Genomic DNA, 17429 nt, shown 5'->3' on the forward strand with positions numbered 1-17429 from the left:
GTCTCATGGGGCCCTTCTAGGTTAACCAGCGCGAGGCACTTGCCGCCATTGGACCATTGGCCAGTGTTCGCACCTGAATGTGACGTACATCACACCCGGGCTCTTTCAGACCGTTGCCCCGCGGAGCGGGACGCTCGCGCGGACCCGCCACCAGCGGCCGTCGCGGGCGGAGGACATGGTCCCACCGAAGGCATCCACGCGATCCTGCATCCCGATCAGTCCGCTGGCGGAGGAGTTCCAGCCGGCCCGGCTGGCGGTGCCGCGCGGAGGAAGCGTGTTGTCCACGGCGAGTTCAAGATTTCCCTCACGGGCGCTGACCACCAGGTGGCACTGGCCACCCTCGGCCGAGTGCTTGGCCACGTTGGTGATGGCCTCCTGGAGGACGCGGTACAGGGCAGTCTCCACGCTCTGGGGGATGTCCTGGTCCAACCCGGAGGTCTCCACGGTGGTCTCGATGCCGAGGCCTTCCAGCATGCGACCGAACTTCACCGCCCCGTATTCGAGGTCCAGCGCTGAGGCACCCTCCCCGAGGTCCCGCTGCGCGCCCTCCTCGTCGCCGGCGACGAGGCCTTCGGCCTGGAGCAGTGACAGCATACGGCGCAGGTCCCCCAGGGCCTCTCCGGCAGAGTCACCGATCACGGCGATCGCATCATGGGCGGAGGCGTCGGTGCCGGCGTACTCGGCGGCGCGGGCCTGCATCGAGATGATCGTCAGGTTGTGCGCCACGATGTCATGCAGGTCCCGGGCCAGCGAGCGGCGCTCGTCCTGAGCGGCTGCAGCGGCCCTACGGGTGGCCTCAGCGACCCGCAACCGATCGTGCTCTCTCCGCTCCAGCAGCCATGACACGAAATAGCCCACACCCCAAGCCAAGGTGATGAACAGCAAGGAGGCCCAAACGATCCCAGGGTTCCCCGGGAATGACCAGTAGAAGAACACGGCCCAGAAGACTGAGATTGTCAGGGCGACGTAGCTGTATAGACGTGTTGTCGTGGCAGCCACGATGCCCAACATAAAGGGCAACGCGAAAACCAGAATAGAAAAGGAGCCCAGCATATGGCTGACGACCATGGCTGGAATCATCGCCATAAAAGCGATGGTCGTCCTGGTCCATAACAGGTAATAGGAGATGGCGACTAGCAAGGTGACTAGGGAGTCAGCCTCATTAGTCCACCCGTTGCCTGCAGCAACCGATGCAAAATCTGAGATGACTGAGGCTGAGACGAATAGCGTCACAACCACCAAAATCACCCGCCCTAATCTGCGGGCAGACCAGAAGGCGGCCAGCCCCTTCGAGGGGCCGGCCGCAATCTCAAGACTCACGAATGGCCTATCAGCAGAGACCCCACCAGCCACAAACGATGATCTTGGCGCCTTCCCCGAAGCCCATGGTGGAGGCCCCACCAGAGGACTTGGATACAGGCTGGGTCTGGAACGTGGAGGGGAGTACGGAACCGGTAGAGGCGTCCGCGGCGGCAGCCGGGGCAGCGAAGAGGGCGGAGGAGACGAGCACGGCGGCCGCAACGGCCTTGAGGGGATATTTCATACCCTCATTATCACTGGCCAGCGTCACGTTCTCCACATTCAGTGCAAGCTGCCAGGATATTCAAAGGTTCAGGTCCACCAGCTTCTCCCGCAGCGCCGCCTTTTCCTCCGCGCTGGTCAGACGCGGGTTCCCCAGCCAGCGACTAGTCTGAGCCCATGCCCGATTTCAGCACGTCCCCCCTGAAGGTTCTCATCGTGGACGACCAGCCCCTGATGAGCGGAGCACTCAAGATGCTCGTGGAGTCGTCCTCCGATATGGAGTGCGTGGGCATCGCCGCCAACGGCGAGGAGGGCCTGGAGTCCTCCCTGGCCATCCGCCCTGACGTGGTGCTGATGGACATGCAGATGCCCGTCATGGGAGGGGTGGAGGCCACCGAGCGGATCACGGCCGAACTACCCAATACCAAGGTTCTGGCCATCACGACGTTCACCTCTGAGCCCTACCTGGTGCCCGCATTGCGCGCAGGCGCTGCCGGCTACCTCCTCAAGGACGCCGATCCGGAGACCATCATCGGCGCCATCTGGAGTGTGCACCGCGGGGAGTCCGTCCTCTCCCCCGCCGTGACGCGCAAGCTGCTCTCCTCCATCGAAGGTGACGGGTCCGGCATCGGTACGACCACCGTGTCCGAAGGAGACCCGGACGGCTCTGACCTGACGCCGCGCGAGCTCGACGTACTCCGCCTGCTCGCCCGCGGCCGGTCCAATCCCGAGATGGCCGAGGAGCTGCACCTCTCCGAGTCCACCGTCAAGGCGAACCTCACCAAGATCATGGACAAGCTCGAGGTCCGGGACCGCGTCCAGGTGATCATCCGCGCCGCGCAGCTGGGGCTCGTCACCCTGGCCCTGGACTGACCCCGACACTGCGGCCGGAAGCACCTCGGACTGCTGACTTGAAGGTCGGGGCTCAGTCGGAAGCGGCATCCGTTTCAGTCGGAGTCGGAGTCGGAGTCGGAGTCGGAGTCGGCGTCGGCGAGGCTGATGCCGATGCCTCGGCTTCCTTCTTCTTCTTCTCTTCCTCGGCCTTCTTCTCTTCGGCTTCCTTCTTCTTCTGTTCTTCTTCGGCCTTCTGCTGGTCCGCGTCCGCCTTGGCGTCTGCTGCTGCGGACTGGCGGGCGGCCTCCTGGCGTGCAGCTTCCTGACGTGCAGCCTCTTTTCGCGCGGCCGCCTGACGGGCGGCTTCGGCCTGGCGGGCCTCCGCCTCCAGGCGGGCCTTCTCCTCGCGTTCCCGGGTCAGCAGGACGTTGCGGGTGGACTTCAGCGAGTCGAGCTCGGACTGAGCCGAGGACAGCGCTCCGCTGAGCCGCTCCTGCAGCCGCGGGAGGTCCTCGCCCCAGGCGAGCGAGGCGAGGGACCCGCCCTCCGGGTCGATGGTGGCGAAGACCTTCTCGGCGGTGATGCCCTGTTCCACGGCGGCCTCGACCGTCTCGATCTGGGCGACTGCCGCCTCGGAGGTGGTGGGCCGATCCTCCTGCAGGTCCTGGAGGACGTTCACGGCGGGGGCGATCTGCCCGGCCAGGGTGCAGGTCTCCGCCGGGGAGTACAGGCCGGACTCCTCCGTGCGAGCGGTCTTCTGCGCCTCCCGCAGATCGCTGCCGAGCTGCTCCACCGGCTGTTCGCGCAGCGGAACGGCCAGCCCTGCCTCGACCTGCTGGGTGTTGGTGATCTGGCCGTCATGATGGACCATGGCCAGCCGGGTGCCGTTGGGCCCGTCGGACCCGTCCGGATACTCCAGCCGCACGGAGTCCCCCGGTTCGAGGATTGCCGCCAGGTTCGTCATGGACTCGTCGGCGAGGCAATTCTCCACCGTGGGGTCCTGCCCCTCGGCTGCCGGCAACGGCGCCAGCACCCCGGCAAGCGTCACGGTCTCCTCGGTACCGTCATGGTTCACCACGAGGGTCTGGCCATCCTGGACCCGCACCACGCTGCCCACGGCGGCAGCGGTGCGGACCCCCTTGATGGTGCTCAGGACGGCCAGCGTCAGCAAGAGTGCGGCCACCACAACGAACGCGATGATGGCCAGGACGGGGAACCGTCGGGCAGTCTGCTGTTCTGTCATGGTCTTCCTGCAGTGGAGTGAGGCCGGTGCGGCGAGGGATCAGGCGGGCCCGCAGGCTCCGGAAAGTCTAGCAAGCGGACCCGGGGGCCCTTGCTATTCCGCCCGGCGGTAGAAGGGGCTCCGCACCACGGTGAACGGCTCGGCCTTGCCGCGCAGGTCAACCGTCAGTTCGGTGCCGATCTCCCGGAAGCCGACGTCCACCCGGGCCAGGGCGATCGGATAGCCCAGGGTCGGGCTGGGGATGCCGGAGGTGACCTCGCCGATCCGCTGCCCCTCGGCGTCGAGCACGGGGTAGCCGGCACGGGCCGCCCGGCGTCCACCGCCCTGCAGTGCCACGATCCGCTGGCCGGTGGTGACACCGGTTCCGGCCTCGCGGGCGGCGAGCAGGGCGTCCCGGCCCACGAAGTCCGCCTCCTTGGACTTCAGCGGGACGGCCATCCCGGCCCCGGACTCACTGGGCAGGTGACCCAGGCCCAGTTCATTGCCGTAGAGCGGCATCCCGGCCTCCAGCCGCAGCGAGTCCCGGCAGGCCAGCCCGCACGGCAGCAGCTCCGCGCCCACCGAGTCAGCGGCTCCGCGCAGTGCGTTCCAGACGGCCTCGGCCTCCGTGGACAGCACGCCGCGGTCTGCCACGGGGCCGATGATCAGCTCAAAGCCGTCCTCCCCCGTGTAACCGGTGCGAGCCAGCAGGACGGTGACGTCACCACCGTGGCCGGCCTCGGCACCGGTCTGGACGGTGGCCGGGCGCGCGGCGTAGTACGCCAGCCCCTCCAGTTCGGCCGCCTCCCCCTCGGGCAGCACCGCGGAGAGGATGCGTGCGGCCTCCGGGCCCTGCAGGGCGATCAGGGCGGTCTGCGAGGACTCGTTGCGCACGGTGGCCGCGAAGTCCGCCGCACGCTCGGTCAGCGCGGAGGCCACCGCGGAGGCGTTGCCGGCGTTGGGAACCACCAGGTACTCACGCCCTGCATCGCCTGATTCGGCCTCACGGCCGTCATCCAGCCGGTAGACGATCAGGTCATCCAGGACGGTCCCGGCCTCGGTGCAGATCAGGGAGTACTTGGCCTGCCCCGGTTCCACCGCGGAGATCCGGGCGGTGAGGGCGTAGTCCAGTGCCTCGGCGGCCTGAGCGCCCGTCACCCGGATCTCCCCCATGTGGGAGAGGTCGAAGAGCCCGGCGGAGGTGCGCACGGCTTGGTGCTCCGCCAGCTCCGAGCCGTACTTCAGGGGCATCTGCCAGCCGCCGAAGTCCGTGAAGGAGGCGCCGGCCTCCACATGGACCCCGTGCAGCGGGGTGGTGTTCGGATTGTTGTTCTCAGGCATGTGCTGCATCCTCAGTTCGGGCTTAGTTCTCGAAGGACTCGATCGGCGGGCAGGAGCAGAACAGGTTGCGGTCCCCCCACGCGCCGTCGATGCGTCCCACCGGGGCGAAGTACTTGTCCCGGCGCAGCGAGTCCACCGGGTACGCCGCCTGCGAGCGCGGGTACTGACGGTCCCACTCGTCCGCAGTGAGCACCTCGGCCGTGTGGGGGGCGTTGCGCAGCACGGAGGCATCCAGGGTGTCGGGCGTGGTGGCCTCCATCTCGGCGTGGATGGAGACCATGGCGTCGATGAAGCGCTCGATCTCGGCCAGGTCCTCGGACTCGGTCGGCTCCACCATGAGCGTTCCCGCCACCGGGAACGCCAGCGTCGGGGCGTGAAAGCCGTAGTCGATCAACCTTTTGCAGACGTCCTCCGCGGTGACACCGGACGTCGCGGTGAGCTCGCGCAGGTCCAGGATGCACTCGTGGGCCACGAGCCCGGTCTCGCCCGTGTAGAGGATGGGGAACTTGTCCCCGAGCCGCTTGGCCACGTAGTTGGCGCTCAGCAGCGCGTGGCGGGTGGCGTCCGTGAGCCCCTCGGCGCCCATCAGGTACAGGTACGCCCAGGAGATCGGCATGACGCCGGCCGAGCCGTAGGGAGCTGAGGTGATCGGCCGCTCGGCGCTGGGCAGGTAGGGCGCCAGGTGCTCGGCCACGGCCACGGGGCCCACCCCCGGGCCGCCGCCGCCGTGGGGGATGCAGAAGGTCTTGTGCAGGTTCAGGTGGGAGACGTCCCCGCCGAACTGGCCCGGCTGCGCGAGGCCGACGAGGGCGTTGAGGTTCGCGCCGTCGATGTAGACCTGGCCGCCGGCCTCGTGGACCGTGCGGCAGACCTCCCGCACGTCCGCGTCATAGACGCCGTGCGTGGAGGGGTAGGTGATCATGATGGCCGCGACCCGGCCGTCGTTCGCCTCGATCTTGGCGGCGAGGTCCTCCGAGTCGATGGTGCCGTCCGATGCGGTGGCCACCACCACGACCTTCAGTCCGGCGAGCACCGCCGAGGCGGCGTTGGTGCCGTGGGCGGAGGCGGGGATCAGGCAGACGTCCCGCTCGCCCTCACCCTGGTCCAGGTGATAGCGGCGGATCGCGAGCAGGCCCGCATATTCACCCTGCGAACCGGCGTTGGGTTGGACGGAGACCGCCGCGTATCCGGTGATCTCGGCCAGCTTCTCCTCGAGGTCGCCCAGCAGGAAGCGCCATCCCTCGGTCTGGTGGTCCGGTGCGAAGGGGTGGATGGAGCAGAACTCGGGCCAGGAGATGGACTCCATCTCCGCGGTGGCGTTGAGCTTCATGGTGCACGAACCCAGCGGGATCATGGTGCGGTCCAGAGCCAGGTCGTAGCCGGAGAGGCGCTTGAGGTAGCGCAGCATCTGGGTCTCGGACTTGTAGGTGTTGAACACCGGGTGGGTCATGAACGCGCTGCTGCGCCGCTGGGAGGCGGGGATACGCGCCGAGGCCGACCGGCCGGCGTCGTCCTTCTGGGGGTGACTGCCGGCCTGCGCGCCGCCGGCGTCCAAGGACTGGCTCGGGGCGCCGAAGGCCGAGAGCACGGCCACGAGGTCCTCGTCCGTGGTGGTCTCGTCACAGGAGATGCCAACGGTCCCGACGTCCACGAGGCGCAGGTTGACCCCGGCCGCCTCCGCGGCGGTGACCACGGTGCGGGCCAGGGACGGCACGGAGACCTGGACCGTGTCGAAGAACGCGTCCTGGGTGAGCGTGAACCCGGAGGACTCCAGGGCGGCGGCCAGGCGGGAGGCCTGGCGGTGGGCGTGCTCGGCGATCGCTCTCACGCCCTCCGGGCCGTGATAGACGGCGAACATGGAGGCCGTGATGGCCAGCAGTGCCTGGGCGGTGCAGATGTTGGACGTGGCCTTCTCACGGCGGATGTGCTGCTCGCGGGTCTGCAGGGCCAGGCGGTAGGCCGGGCGGCCGGCGGCATCTTGGGAGACACCCACCAGGCGGCCGGGCAGCTGACGTTCGAGGCCTTTGGGCACGGCCATGTAGGCGGCGTGGGGCCCGCCGAAGAACAGCGGGACGCCGAAGCGCTGGGTGGTGCCGACGGCGATGTCCGCGCCCTGCTCGCCCGGAGGGGTGATGAGGGCCAGGGAGAGCAGGTCGGCGGCGATCGTCACCATCGCGCCATGCTCCTTGGCCTGCGCGATGACCGCCGTGTGGTCGTGGATCCGCCCGGAGTCTCCGGGCTGTTGCAGCACGATGCCGCACAGGCCCCTCTCCTCCAGCTCAGCGGAGAGTTCGGCGGGCAGGCCGGAGGTGAGGTCGGCGGTGCGCACGTCCAGGTCCAGAGCCCGGGCCCTGCCCTCGATGACCGCGCGGGTCTGCGGGTAGAGGTCGGCGTCCAGCAGGGTGATGCCGCCTGACGCCGTCCTGGCGGACTTCTTGTTGGCGCGGTGCATCAGCAGTACGGCCTCGGCCGTGGCGGAGGCCTCGTCCAGCATGGAGGCGTTGGCGATCTCCAGCCCCGTGAGGTCGGAGACCATGGTCTGGAAGTTCAGCAGGGCCTCCAGACGGCCCTGGGAGATCTCCGGCTGGTAGGGGGTGTAGGCGGTGTACCAGGCCGGGTTCTCGAGCACCTTGCGCAGCACCACGGGCGGGGTCACCGTGTCGAAGAAGCCCTGCCCGATCATCTGGGTCTTGACGATGTTGCGGTTCGCGATCGCCCGCAGGTCCTCCAGGACGGCGGCCTCGGTCAGGGCCGGGGGCAGGTTCAGCGGGGTGTCCTGGCGGATGTCCGCCGGGACGGCGGCGTCCACCAGATCCGCGAGGGAGTCGAAGCCCAGCACGGAGAGCATGTGCTCGGCGTCCGAGGGGCGGGGGCCGATGTGACGGCTGGTGAACGGTGCTGAGGCCGTGTCCCGCGGCTCGTGGCGCTGGCTCATGGCCGGCGGGACGGTCTGCGTGGGCGTCGGCGTGGTGGCGTCGGGGGCGTAGCTGGCGTTCATGGGGTCTCCTCCAGGGCGCGGTGGGCACGGATCGGTACCTCCCCGCTCTGTCATGGACCTGAGAGATTCCGCCCGTATCTGGAGGATACGTGCTTGCACCGTCGGTGTCCGGGGGCCGCTGGCCCCGCGGAGCTTTCCAGAGTCGCCATGCCCTGCGCGGTACCGGGGCCTGAGAGATTCTCGGGGAGAAATTGCTCCTTCGGCGGCTGTGATCCCGTACCGCGGCGGACCTTCCGGCCGACCGACGACGGGTCACGGCGCTCTCCCGCGCGGGGTGCCTGACGTGCGCCCAGTCTGGCACAACCGGACAGATCCCGCCGCCGGGCAGGGGTTTCGATGACGGCCGGGGTGCCGGGGGCCCGTCCCAGAATCCGGCGCTGGACACCAGAAGGCCGGCTGACGTGGGCGTGGGGTGGTGACTGGCGCTGTCCTGGGGCTGGCCCGGACTGGTCCTCTGGTTGACCGGCCTCGTCATGAGACGACACCGAGCGGCCCGGATCCTCATCGGGCTCGACTGAGCCAGAGCGGGATCCCCGCGAGCAGGATCAGGCCGGCCACCCCGGCGAAGGTGATCCCGGACCCGAGGTAGGTGAACCCCACCCCGCCGAACACCCCCGCCAGGCCCAGGCCGGTGTCGAAGCTCATGTTCCAACCGACGCTGGCCTGACCGTGGCTGCCGGCCCGGGCGAAGGCCATGACCAGGCTGGCCGATTGCACGGTGCCGATCCCCACACCCATCAGCACCAGGCAGGCGGCCAACAGCCACGGCGGCTCCGTCAGGGCCACGGCCACCAGGCCAGCCGCCGTCATCGCGATCCCGGCCGTGTAGACCGCCGTGGGATCGAGCCGGTCCGTCAGTGATCCGGAGACCCAGCGCCCCGCCACGGAGGCCGCCTGCATGGTCGCGATGAACACGGCCGGGTGTGCGGTGTCTCCGCCCGGTCCGAAGGCAATCACCAGGCCGTAGGCGGCCATGCTGACCAGGAACGGCAGCAGCACCGGTCCCAGTGCGGCCCACCACCCCGTGGCCGCCGGTTCGGAACCCGTGCCCGACGCGCGGGCCGCACCCCCCTGCCCCGCTTCGCCTTCCGCGGTGCTGGCGCTGGGGGCGGTGGCGCCCGCGACCCGGTCCGGGATCCCCCGCAGGGTGACGAACGCGAGCAGCACGCAGACGGCGGCCGCGAGACGGAAGTTCTCCAACGGCACCACCCCGCTGAACCACAGGCCCAACGGGGCGCCCACGGCGGCGGCACCGGAGGTCGCCGCACCGAACTGCCCCAGGGCCCGGCCCGCCCGGCCGGGCTGCGAGACCAGGGGGACGGCCGCCGTCGCCACCACCACGAGGATCCCGAAACCGCATCCGACGGCCAGTCCGGTCACCAGCAGTGCCGCCACGGGATGGGGGATGACCAGGCTCGCCCCGTGCCCGGCGGCCATCAGCAGCAGGGACGTCCCGACGGTCCGGCGCGGACCCCAGCGTTGCCGCAGGACGGGCGCCGCCGGCTGCACCACGATCACGCTGAGCATCATGACCGTCAACAGGGTGCCGCCGGTCACGGCACTCAGACCACGGGCGAGGCCGATCGGCACCATGGTCGAGTAGCTGAGGAAGAATCCGGAGAAGCCCCACACTGCGATCCACAACAGGCCCATCAGTCCCGTGGGGCCCCGGGAGGACGTCGTCTCGGTAGTCACCCCCTCACCCTAGGCACTCCGCGCCCCTCAGCCCTCAGCCCTTAGCCCTCAGCCCTCAGGCGCAAAGTGACGGCACCCCCACCGTCGTGACCTGGCGTCGTCACCTTGCGCCCGGCGGCCGCCTGCCGGACACCCGGCGGCCACCCTCTCGTCGCCTGTGGACGAGACACTGGCGTGGTCACCCGCCCGCCCGCACCACCGCAGAGGAACCCATGCATCTCCGCGCCCACCCTCCCCACCGTCCGGTCCGCCGTGTCGGCCTCGGCCTCCTGGCCGCCGCCGTGCTGGTCGGCACCGTGGCCGTCACCCCGGCCGGCGCCACCACCCCGGTTGCCACAGCGCAGGATGCCACGGCTGTCACCGCCACGCAGTCCACGCAGTCATCGGGAAGCGGATTCCGTGTACTGCCGTACATCATGGAGCCCTCAGACGAGTCCGCGGACCTGGTCTGGTTCTCGGAGACCGAGGAGCCGGGCACCGTGGTGGTGCGCTACCCCGGCGAGGACTCCCCCGATATGACGCTGACCTCGGAGCCGGAGCATCAGCCGTTGCTCGGCTACACCGAGGCGGAACTGGCCCAGGATATCGACGGGCTGGAGCAGGGCTCCTGGCTCAAGGGCGCGGACAACTACAAGCACCGGGTGACCATCCCGAACCTGGAGCCCGGCCTCACCGTGGACTATGCGGTCACACAGGGCTCTCAGACCCACGAGTCCACCGTCACCACGGGCCCCGGGGCGGACTGGGACGAGCTGCGCATCGTGGCCTTCTCCGACACCGAGACCGAGCCCTACGGCCGGACGGAGCACCGGGAGTGGGAGCAGTCCCCCGTCAACGGCTACACCGAGGACTCCCTGGATCGGCCCGGAGAAGGTTCCGCCTGGGATGAGAAGTTCGGCCACGCCACCCGCTACGGCGCCTTCACCCTGAACTACCCGCTGGACCAGGACACCGCGCTGCAGGAGAACCTCAAGCACATCGAGGCCGCCGAGCCGGACCTCATGCTGGTAGCCGGGGACCTGGCCCAGGGCGGCGGGTACCAGCCGGGGTGGGACGAGTTCTTCGGCTACTTCGCCGGCGAGCACGGTGATCTGGCCTCCCGCGTCCCGCTGCTGACCGCCCTGGGCAACTGGGAGACCTTCGCCTCCATCAACGGGGGCTACGGCACGGCCGAGGACCAGTCCCCCGCCGTGATCTCCCGCAACAAGTACCACTCCTACTTCGAACGGACCGGTGCCGGAGCGGATCCGGAGAACGCGCAGTACCGCGGCTCCTACTACCGGACCGACTACGGACCGGTGACGATCCTGTCCCTCGATTCCACCAACGGCCTCCCGGATGAGGACACCCGCACCGGCGAGCTATCCGGCGAGGTGTTCTCCGGCGACGACTCGAACCTGACCGATGAGAACCTCTCCACGGACACCCAGGGCATGTTCACCATGGAGACCTACACAGAGGCGTTCAAAGACGTCTTCCCGGGCAGCAACGACGAGGACGTGGACCTGCCCAACTTCAATGAGGGCACGGAGCAGTGGGCTTGGGCCGAGGAGCAGCTGGCGGACGCCCGGGAGAGGGACCAGGTGGTCCTGGTCCAGTTCCACCACGCCGCCTACTCCAACGGGGTCCATGGCACCCCGCCGAACCACGAGCACCCGGACAACCAGTCTGGCACCGCCATGCGCGCCTACACCCCGATGTTCGAGGACTACGGCGTCTCCGCCGTGATCTCCGGCCATGACGAGATGTTCGAGCGGTCCTGGGTGGACGCCGACGGAGACGGGCAGGGCTTCCACTCCTTCGACGTGGGTGTGGCCGCCGACGGCCTGCGCGGCGAGCAGCTCGCGCAGAACGAGGACGGCGTCTACGAGCCACTGCGCTTCAACAGCTCCTCCGAGTGGACGGCCGCCGCCGATGAACCCGAGACGTGGGTGGAGCGCGACGGTGTGCTCCAGCTCGAGGACGGGGGCCTGCACTACGGCCACCTGCAGATCGACCTGAAGCACGTGGCCGAAGGCACCGAGGTCACCCTGACCCCGGTCTATGTCTTCCCGGAGCTGGACAGCGAGTACAACCTGGTGGGCACCGAACGCCGGGTCTATGACGACGTGGTCACCTTCACCACGGATCGGGACGGTGCCGACGCCCCCGCCCCCGCCCCGGAGGACTTCTCGGACAACCTGCCGGGGTCCGTGTACTACGCCCCGGTGCGGTGGATGCAGACCGAGGGCGTGACGACCGGTTACGCCGACGGCACCTACCGCAAGGGCCAGGAGATCACCCGCGGTGAGTCGGTGGCCTTCCTGCAGCGGTACCTGGCCCCGGACTACACCGCGGACCCGGCGGTGGCAGTCTTCCCGGACGTGCCGGTCGGTGCCCCGCACTTCACCCCGATCGCCTGGGCCGCCGACGACGCCCACGAGGTCACGACCGGTTACACGGACGGCACCTTCCGCCCGGGCCGGGACGTGACCCGCTCGGAGTTCGTGACGTTCCTCTACCGGGCGGCGGGCCCAGAGGACTTCACGGCCCCGAAAGAGTCGGCGTTCGAAGACGTGCCGACCTCCAGCACCCACTACGAGGCGATCGCCTGGGCCGCCTCCGAGGGACTGGTCAACGGCTACACCGACGGGGACTACCGCCCGTTCACCCCCATCAACCGCGGGGAGGTCGCCAAGGTCATGTACCAGTACGACCTCACCACCACCGACTGACCACCGATTGATCACCGACTGACCACCAGGCACAGAGTGACCCCACCCCGTCACCACGGCGGGGGCGGGGTCACTCTGTGCCTGAAGGGGAAGTCCGTGTGGGGCAGTGGAAGCGTGTGGAAGAGTGGTCACATGCCCGTCTTCGAACGCCGTACGCTGGTCCCCCACGACCGTTCCACCGTGTTTCGCTGGCATTCCAGGCCGGGTGCTCTGGTCCGCCTGACGCCGCCGTTCGCCGGTTCCGTCCGCCGGGAACCGGAGGGGCTCGACGTCGGCTCCGTCGCCCGATTGGGCGTGGGCGCCCCGGGCTCTTTGGGCCTGGGCCTGGAGTCCGCGGCCGGCCTGGCCAAGACCGTGTTGCCCTTCCGACTGCCCCAGTGGTTCGCCCCCGAGGCCCCGTGGACCTCACTCCACACGGCCCTGGATCCGGGACACATGTTCCGCGACGAAATGTCCTCCGGTCCCCTGAAGTCCTGGGTCCACACGCACACCTTCGAGGATGCCGCGCCCGGTGAGGCGGACACGGCCGAGGGCGCGCCGGGCTGCGTGGTGGTGGACCACATCGAGTACGAGCTGCCCGCCGGCGCCGTGCTGCGCCGCAAAGGTGCCGCCTGGTCCCGGGCCGGCCGGTGGACGGAGGAACGCCTCGAGGACGAACTGGAGCGGCAGTTCGACTTCCGGGCCGCGCAACTGATCGGTGACCTGGACTTCCACACCGGCTACCACGGGCAGGTCGCCGGCGGCCCGTTGACGATCGCCGTCTCCGGGGCCAGCGGGCTGATCGGCACCCAGTTGTGCGCGCTGTTGACCGGCGGCGGCCACCGGGTGATCCGGCTGGTCCGCGGCGGGTCCCGGGCCGCCGCTGCGACGGCGGTGGACACCGTGTCCTGGGATCCGGCAGCCGGTCGCCTGGATACCGAGGCCCTCCGGGAGGTCGACGCCGTGGTCAACCTCTCCGGGGAGACCATCGGGGGGCGACTGACCGAAACTCACCGGGCGGAGATGCTGCAGTCCCGGCTGACCGCCACCGGGCTGCTCGCCCGGACCCTCGCGGAGCTGGCCGAGGACGGCCGGGAGCGCTCGCTCGTCAACGCCTCGGCGATCGGCTACTACGGCGCCGAGGCCGGCGCCGGCCCGGACGGACAGGGGCTGCGCGAGACCGATCAGCCCGGTGACGACTTCCTGGCCGAGATGTGCCAGCAGTGGGAGCGGGCCACGGCACCGGCCACGCGAGCCGGGGTCCGGACCGCCATGATCCGCACCGGTCTGGTCCTGACGCCTGCCGGCGGCATCCTCCAGCAGGTGCTGCCGCTGTTCCTGCTCGGGGCCGGCGGCCCGCTCGGCACGGGCAGGGACCGCAACCCGTGGCAGAGCTGGATCTCCATCGAGGACATCGTGGGGCTCTTCGCCCATGCCGCCCTGGGCCGCGAGGTCCAGGGGCCCCTCAACGGAGTGGCGCCGCATCCGGTGCAGTCACGCGACTTCGCCGCCACCCTCGGCACCGTGCTCCGCCGCCCCTCGGCCGTGCCCCTGCCGGCGGCCGCCCCCACCGCGGTCCTCGGCTCTGAGGGCAACCGCCTGCTCGTGGAGGCTGACCAGAAGGCCCGCGCGGACCGTGCCGTCGACTCCGGGTACACCTTCCGCCACACTGAACTGACCGCGGCGCTGAAGCACCTGCTCGGCCGCTGATAGTACTGATACCGACGGCTCAGAGCGCCCACGGCTTAGAAGACCGGCAGACCGCCGGTCACGCCGAGCACCGATCCGGAGACGAAGCTGGCCTCCGCCGGGCTTGCCAGGAACACGTAGGCCCCTGCGAGTTCAGCCGGTTGGCCGATGCGACCCAACGGCGTGTCTGCGCCCATGTGGGACACCGCCTCCGGTTCCTTGGTGGCCGGCTGCAGCGGCGTCCACACCGGCCCCGGGGCCACCGCGTTCACCCGGATTCCCTGTGGTCCCAGCTCACCGGCCAGGTTCGCCGTCACGTTGTTCAGGGCCGCCTTGGTGGCGGCGTAGTCGATCATCGTCTCGGAGGGCTGGTAGGCCTGGACCGACGTCGTGATGATGATGCTGTCCCCCGCGCCCAGGTGGGGCAGGCAGGCCCGGCTCAGCCACAGGGTCCCGTAGAGATTCGTCTTCACCGCGCGGTCCAGGTCCTCGGTGCGCAGCCCGCCGAGCCCGGATTCGCCGCGCGCCCAGTGATATCCGGCGTTGTTGACCAGGATGTTCAGTCCGCCCAGGCCCGCCACCGCCTCCTCCGCGATGCGCCGGCAGGCGTCCTCGTCCCGCAGGTCCCCGGGCACGGCCACGGCGTTCCGGCCGGCCTTGTCGATCCAGCCGATGGTGTCCGAGGCGTCCTCGGCCTCCTCCGGCAGATAGTTGATGGCCACGTCCGCGCCCTCCCGGGCGAAGGCGATCGCCACGGCCCGGCCGATGCCCGAGTCCCCGCCCGTGATGAGCGCCTTGAGACCCTCCAGCCGGCCCCGGCCCACCCAGCTGGACTCCCCGTGGTCCGGCACCGGGTCCATCGGCGCCGTCAGCCCGGGCGGCTCCTGCTGTTGAGCCGGCATGGTGCCGTCGGATCCCGCCATGGACTGTGCGTGCCGCCCGGCCTGGGTCATGTCCTCGTGGTTCATGGTGTCCTCTGTCCGTGGGATCGTGTCGGTCTCCTGCTGCCACCCTAGGGGCAGCGGCGGACCGCCGACAGGGGCCCGCGGCCCACGTACGCTGGGTTGGAACAGCACCCCTCAGATCGGGAGAACAAATGACCGGCACCGAACCGCTGCTCGCCCCGCTACCCGACGCCGGCTGGTCCCGCGTGCTCTGCGTGGTCGCCCATCCGGATGACATGGAGTACGGCACCTCGGCGGCCGTGGCGGCCTGGACCGCCCGGGGCGTGGAGGTCACCTACCTGCAGCTGACCGCGGGAGAGGCCGGCATGGCCGAGCCGCCGGACGTCGTCGGGCCGCTGCGGGCCACCGAACAGCGCAACGCCTGTGACGAGGTGGGCGTGGGGGACCTGCTGATCCTGGACCATCCGGACGGGATGCTCGAGTACGGGCTGAGCCTGCGCCGGGACATCGCCCGCGTGGTCCGCACCGTCCGGCCCGATGCGGTGGTCACGGCCAACTTCGACTTCGAGGCCTATGGCGGGCTGAACCAGGCCGACCACCGGGCCGCGGGGATGGCCGTGGTGGACGCCGTCCGGGACGCCGACAACCCGTGGGTCTTCCGCGAGCTGGCCGAGGAGGAAGGCCTTCCGGCGTGGCACACCGACGCCCTGCTGGTGGCCGGCCACGAGCGCCCGACCCACGCGGCAGCCGTGGACGACGCGGCGGTGGGCGCCGCCGTCGCCTCTCTGGAATGCCACGAGGCCTATCTGAAACACGTGACCGGTCATCCGAAGCCGGAGGAGTTCATCCCCGAGATCCTGCGGGAGGGCGGCGTGCGCGCGGGCGTGGACCACGCGGTGGTGTTCCGGGTCTTCGACCTGGGCGGGCTGGGCGGCTCCGGAGACTGACCGAGGCCCCGGTCGGGCGGAGACTACTGCCCGACGAGGCCGTCCGTGTCCTCCAGCCGCCGGGAGATACCGTGCGCGGCATGCAGAAGAGCTTCGCTGAAGCGCTCAAGGCCCGCATCCATGCGGTAATTGACGATTCCGACGGCGGCCAGGACCACCCCGTGGACCATCACCGGCGCGGCAATGGAGGTCGAGCCGGCCACGTATTCCCCGGCGCTCGTGGAGTACCCGCGTTCCCGGATGGCGAGCAGTTCGCGGCGCAAGGCATCCGGGTCCACCAGGGTCTCAGGCGTGTGTGCGATCAGGGGCTGGCCCAGGACCTCATCACGGGTGGCGTCGTCACCGAACGCCAGCATCACCTTGCCGACCCCGGTTCCGTGCCACGGCATGGGCGATCCGATGCGGCTCTGCTGGGGCACGGCCTCCTCATGCGTCAGCTTCTCGATGTACAGGGCGGCATCCCCATTGGGGATGGCGAACTGGACCGTCTCCCGGGTCTTGTACTGGAGGTTGAGGAGGAAGGGCAGGGCCGTCTCCCGAAGCCGGCCGTGCAATGGGGTCAGCAGACCCATCTCCCACAATCGGTTGCCCAGTCGGAACTGGCCATGGCCTGCCCGTTGGACGAACTGACCGGTCTCGAGTTCCCCCAACAGCCGGAACACCGTGGCCACCGGCAGACCAGTGGCGCGCGACAGCTGGCTGATGGTCATGGACGGCGTGGTCGCGCTGAACTGGCCAAGGATCAGCAGGGCCCGTGCGACCACGGACTTCGGCGCCGGAGGCAGTCCCTCGGCGCTGACTCGTGGGGTCATGGCCGGGGCCTTTCGTTGAGGATGGTGGTCAGGGAGCGAGCCGCCTCCCGCAGGAGCGGCAGCCTCTGGACGGAGCGGCGTTCCGTTCCGGGCGCCATGGGAAAGCTGATCTGCAGCGCCATGGGCGGGCGGTCCGTGACCTCCAGTACCACGGCCAGCTCGGTGGTGGCCGGTCGGTGCACCTCCACGTGCAGCTGCCTCCCGGCGAGGGCGACCGAGCGCTCGAGGTCCTCGTAGACGGGCCGGGTCAACCGCAGCCGCTGCCGGACCTCCGAGGTCAATTGAGCTGCCACGGCGATGCCCCCAGCGCTGGCGTGCAGCGGGTGCATCTCCCCGAGGCCGGAGTCTGCGGACAAGGAAGCCTGGTGGATCTCATCCACGCACATGGCGGCCTCGTCGAAATAGCTGAGCACCCTCACGTCCGCAGCGCTCCGGGCACTGAGGGACATCAGTAAGGGACGCCCGCCCCGCCCGATGACGTCGTGGGTGGGAGCCAGAATGCCCATTCGCCACATCAAGGGCCCGATCCCGTAGCGCCCCTCGGCGTTCCGTTCGACGGCACCCATGTCCTCCAGCTTGTGCAGCATCCGATGCACCGTGGCCACCGGCAGATCAATGCGCCGAGCGATCTCGGACTGCGTCATCAGACGGTGCCGGGGCCCGAAGGCCAGCAGCACCATGAAGACACGCTCCGCCACGGAGCTGCCCCCGGCGGGGACGGTGGTCTTCCCGACCTCCGGCATCGGCGTTCCGGCAGCGCTCATGAGTATCC

At 69.7% G+C, this 17429-nt stretch carries 13 protein-coding genes and 1 riboswitch; of the genes, 4 read left to right on the forward strand and 9 right to left on the reverse strand.

The genetic code is table 11. The features are described 5' to 3' along the window. Positions 1-105: 105 nt before the first annotated feature. Both ACSU1G_RS05090 and ACSU1G_RS05095 read right to left on the reverse strand, forming a co-directional pair. Positions 106-999, reverse strand: a complete 894-nt coding sequence (locus tag ACSU1G_RS05090) for a sensor histidine kinase (protein WP_439278836.1) — start codon at positions 997-999, stop codon at positions 106-108. 331 nt (positions 1000-1330) lie between these two features. Then, positions 1331-1543: a hypothetical protein gene (locus ACSU1G_RS05095; RefSeq protein ID WP_439278837.1), complete on the reverse strand. Its 213-nt coding sequence runs from the start codon at positions 1541-1543 to the stop codon at positions 1331-1333. Between the two features lie 155 nt (positions 1544-1698). Between ACSU1G_RS05095 and ACSU1G_RS05100 the strand changes: the two genes are divergently transcribed. After that, positions 1699-2394 (forward strand): response regulator, encoded by a 696-nt coding sequence (locus ACSU1G_RS05100; RefSeq protein ID WP_439278838.1) that lies wholly within the window; start codon positions 1699-1701, stop codon positions 2392-2394. Between the two features lie 52 nt (positions 2395-2446). On the opposite strand, the gene ACSU1G_RS05105 is transcribed toward ACSU1G_RS05100, so the two are convergent. The 4 genes from ACSU1G_RS05105 to ACSU1G_RS05120 form a co-directional block, all read right to left on the reverse strand. Then, complete coding sequence (locus tag ACSU1G_RS05105; RefSeq protein ID WP_439278839.1) at positions 2447-3598, reverse strand: thermonuclease family protein; 1152 nt, start codon at positions 3596-3598, stop codon at positions 2447-2449. Positions 3599-3691: 93 nt separating this feature from the next. Beyond that, positions 3692-4918, reverse strand: a complete 1227-nt coding sequence (gene gcvT / locus ACSU1G_RS05110; RefSeq protein ID WP_439278840.1) for a glycine cleavage system aminomethyltransferase GcvT — start codon at positions 4916-4918, stop codon at positions 3692-3694. A gap of 22 nt (positions 4919-4940) precedes the next feature. After that, positions 4941-7853, reverse strand: a complete 2913-nt coding sequence (gene gcvP / locus ACSU1G_RS05115) for an aminomethyl-transferring glycine dehydrogenase (protein WP_439279399.1) — start codon at positions 7851-7853, stop codon at positions 4941-4943. Between the two features lie 210 nt (positions 7854-8063). Then, a riboswitch (glycine riboswitch) is annotated at positions 8064-8194 on the reverse strand. Between the two features lie 223 nt (positions 8195-8417). Then, a complete protein-coding gene (locus tag ACSU1G_RS05120) occupies positions 8418-9611 on the reverse strand; it encodes an MFS transporter (protein ID WP_439278841.1) in 1194 nt (397 codons plus the stop codon). 212 nt (positions 9612-9823) lie between these two features. Between ACSU1G_RS05120 and ACSU1G_RS05125 the strand changes: the two genes are divergently transcribed. Beyond that, positions 9824-12325 (forward strand): S-layer homology domain-containing protein, encoded by a 2502-nt coding sequence (locus ACSU1G_RS05125; protein WP_439278842.1) that lies wholly within the window; start codon positions 9824-9826, stop codon positions 12323-12325. Positions 12326-12457: 132 nt separating this feature from the next. Then, entirely contained in the window at positions 12458-14014 is a 1557-nt protein-coding gene (locus ACSU1G_RS05130; RefSeq protein ID WP_439278843.1) for a TIGR01777 family oxidoreductase, read from the forward strand. 35 nt (positions 14015-14049) lie between these two features. On the opposite strand, the gene ACSU1G_RS05135 is transcribed toward ACSU1G_RS05130, so the two are convergent. Then, positions 14050-14961, reverse strand: coding sequence for an SDR family oxidoreductase (locus ACSU1G_RS05135; RefSeq protein ID WP_439278844.1), 912 nt, complete (start codon positions 14959-14961; stop codon positions 14050-14052). A 128-nt stretch (positions 14962-15089) separates the two neighbouring features. Here ACSU1G_RS05135 and ACSU1G_RS05140 point away from each other — a divergent pair, with 128 nt between their 5' ends. Then, positions 15090-15845 (forward strand): PIG-L deacetylase family protein, encoded by a 756-nt coding sequence (locus tag ACSU1G_RS05140; protein WP_439278845.1) that lies wholly within the window; start codon positions 15090-15092, stop codon positions 15843-15845. A gap of 23 nt (positions 15846-15868) precedes the next feature. On the opposite strand, the gene ACSU1G_RS05145 is transcribed toward ACSU1G_RS05140, so the two are convergent. After that, the gene (locus ACSU1G_RS05145; protein ID WP_439278846.1) at positions 15869-16657 is read right to left on the reverse strand and encodes an IclR family transcriptional regulator; all 789 of its coding nucleotides are present in this window, start codon (positions 16655-16657) and stop codon (positions 15869-15871) included. Further along, complete coding sequence (locus ACSU1G_RS05150; RefSeq protein WP_439278847.1) at positions 16654-17421, reverse strand: IclR family transcriptional regulator; 768 nt, start codon at positions 17419-17421, stop codon at positions 16654-16656. The genes ACSU1G_RS05145 and ACSU1G_RS05150 overlap by 4 nt, the downstream gene beginning before the upstream one ends. Positions 17422-17429: the final 8 nt, after the last annotated feature.

The sequence above is a fragment of the Microbacterium sp. A93 genome (assembly GCF_051842835.1).